The organism is Candidatus Magnetominusculus dajiuhuensis (assembly GCF_046044395.1).
GTDB lineage: Bacteria > Nitrospirota > Thermodesulfovibrionia > Thermodesulfovibrionales > Magnetobacteriaceae > Magnetominusculus > Magnetominusculus dajiuhuensis.
Map to the genome: position 1 here is coordinate 1 of NZ_JBJUSG010000153.1, position 2,500 is coordinate 2,500.

At 45.6% G+C, this 2,500-nt stretch carries 3 protein-coding genes and 1 rRNA gene (1 of these 4 cut by a window edge); all 4 read left to right on the forward strand.

Going from position 1 to position 2,500, the window contains the following annotated elements:
* Positions 1-239 precede the first annotated feature (239 nt).
* Positions 240-428, forward strand: a complete 189-nt coding sequence (locus AB7D94_RS15415; protein WP_420266879.1) for a type II toxin-antitoxin system HicA family toxin — start codon at positions 240-242, stop codon at positions 426-428.
* Complete coding sequence (locus tag AB7D94_RS15420; RefSeq protein ID WP_420266877.1) at positions 425-760, forward strand: type II toxin-antitoxin system HicB family antitoxin; 336 nt, start codon at positions 425-427, stop codon at positions 758-760. Before AB7D94_RS15415 ends, AB7D94_RS15420 begins: the two co-directional genes overlap by 4 nt.
* 133 nt (positions 761-893) lie before the next feature.
* On the forward strand, positions 894-1,886 hold the full coding sequence (gene selD, locus AB7D94_RS15425; protein WP_420266878.1) for a selenide, water dikinase SelD: 993 nt from the start codon (positions 894-896) through the stop codon (positions 1,884-1,886).
* A 198-nt stretch (positions 1,887-2,084) separates the two neighbouring features.
* Positions 2,085-2,500 (forward strand): 16S ribosomal RNA (locus AB7D94_RS15430) (it continues 1,114 nt past the right edge of the window).

Sequence of the window (2,500 nt, forward strand, 5' to 3'; positions counted from 1 at the left end):
CCTTAAAGCACGGGGGCTTTTAACTCTTTTCGCTTCTCTATGTCGGTTATAGGGCAATAGGCTCTATTTTGGACGAGCAGGAAAGGGGGGGCGAATTTATCTTTGGGATCTCTAAATGCAACTATATATCAGTTGCATTAATTAAATAAATTTGTTATAATCAGATAGTGAGTAAAATCAGCAAGCTTATAGATAGATTCATTTCGAAGCCAAAGGATTTTACCTTCGATGAGCTTATAGTGCTTTTGAAGCATTATGGATATGATAAGGCTCTATGCGGCAAGACAAGCGGCTCACGGGTGGCTTTTATAAATTTAAAAACGAAACATATACTGAGACTTCATAAGCCGCATCCCGGGCAGATTTTACAACCTTATCAAGTAACGGATATTGTTAATTCTCTTAAAGAAATGGGGGTGTTGAAATGAAAAATATTATGACTCACAAAGGATTGATAGGTTCTGTCTGTTTTAGTGAAGAGGATATGGTGTTTCACGGAAAAATTGAAGGTATTAATGATCTCGTTTCTTATGAAGGGTCAACGGTTGAAGAACTGATAACAAATTTTCATGAGGCCATAGATGACTATCTTGAGCTTTGCAAAGAGGTTGGAAAAGAACCTGGGAAATCATACAAGGGCAGCTTTAATGTCAGAATCAATCCTGATTTGCACAAGAAAGCGGCTGTAAAAGCAAAAACAATGGGTGTTTCGCTTAATCAATTTGTTATAACGGCGATAGAAAAGGAATTATCAGATTAAAACAGACTGAATGTTGTCCTATCCCGGAGTACGAAAAAAAATGCTTTAAATTTATCAACATGAATGTGTACAATATAAGGCTATGGAATATAGGTTAACGGAAAAAGTACAAGCAGCCGGTTGAGTGTCCAAAATGGGTCCGGCGGACCTTGAGGACGTAATTGACTCAATTCGCGGCGAATCGCAAGAGCGCATTGGCGAAGCCGGTGTGCGGGCAGAGGTGCTGGTCGGCCCTGGCGATGACGCTGGTGTCTATTTAATCGGCGACACGGCAATCGTAGAGACAGTAGATTTCATTACGCCATTGGTTAATGACCCTTTTACGTTTGGACAGATAAGCGCCACCAACTCACTGAGCGATATATATGCCATGGGAGGCAGACCCGTTGCTGCGCTGGCCATAGCGGCCTTCCCAAGCTGCACATATAAGACAGATGTGCTCAAGGCAATATTGCAAGGGGCTCTTAAGGCAATAAAACTCGCCGGTGCGGTCTTAATAGGCGGACACAGCCTCGATGACAAAGAACTGAAGTTTGGACTTTCCGTAACGGGGACAATAGACAAAAACAGGATACTAAGGGCCGGGGGTGCCAAAGAGGGTGACGTTGTAATCCTTACAAAACCACTCGGCATAGGGATTATTACCACAGCGCTAAAGCGCAGCACATTTGGCGACGAACACATTGCGGAGGCGGTGAAGTGGATGACTACACTGAATGCGGAGGCATCAGCGCTTGCCCTAAAGGCCGGGGCATCGGCCTGCACCGACGTTACGGGCTTCGGGCTGCTGGGCCACGCACATAATATGGTCAGGAACTCGCAGATAGATTTTGTCATAAGCGCCGACGCCGTGCCACTGATGGATAATGTGATTGAGCTGGCCGAGGAGGGGATGTGCCCTGGTGGGGCATATAAGAATCTTAAGTACGTTTCGGACAAGGCCGAGTTTTCAGGGGCGGTAAATACGCAGCAGCGTCTTATATTGGCCGACCCGCAGACGTCAGGGGGGCTTTTGGTTGCGTTAAAAGAGGAAAATCTGAAGGTATTTCGCGATTCAGGCGCATTCTATGCGGTTGTAGGGAAGGCGGTAAAAGGCAGTGGCATGTTGATTGTAGAGAAAAAATAATTATTTTAAAAAAGCAAAAGATTTTACTTGACAAACGAAAAACGATGATGTATAGTATAGACAGGTTACATGAGTTCTTTGAAAAGCTAAATTAATGCGTAGTGCTCCTGTCAATAGAGAATTTTCAACTAAGACAGAACAAGTCAAAAAGCCAATAAGATTAGAGCTTGAGACAAACTCGGGTTGAATGTAAAAGTTTAAACTGAGAGTTTGATCCTGGCTCAGAGCGAACGCTGGCGGCGTGCTTAACACATGCAAGTCACACGGAGTTATGAAGGGGTAACCTGACATAACTAAGTGGCGGACGGGTGAGTAACGCGTAGGTGACCTGCCCTTGTGCCTGGGATAACCACTGGAAACGGTGGATAATACCGGATAAGACCACGACTAGGTAATAGAAGTGGGAAAAGGAGTAATCTGCACAAGGATGGGCCTGCGTCCTATCAGGTAGTTGGTAAGGTAAAGGCTTACCAAGCCTAAGACGGGTAGCCGGTCTGAGAGGATGGACGGCCACACTGGAACTGAGACACGGTCCAGACTCCTACGGGAGGCAGCAGTGAGGAATTTTGCGCAATGGGCGAAAGCCTGACGCAGCGACGCCGCGTGGGGGATGA

Coding starts and splice junctions, on each gene's coding strand:
- selD (WP_420266878.1), top strand. CDS start 894: ATGGGTCCGGCGGACCTTGAGGACGTAATTGACTCAATTCGCGGCGAA.
- AB7D94_RS15420 (WP_420266877.1), top strand. CDS start 425: ATGAAAAATATTATGACTCACAAAGGATTGATAGGTTCTGTCTGTTTT.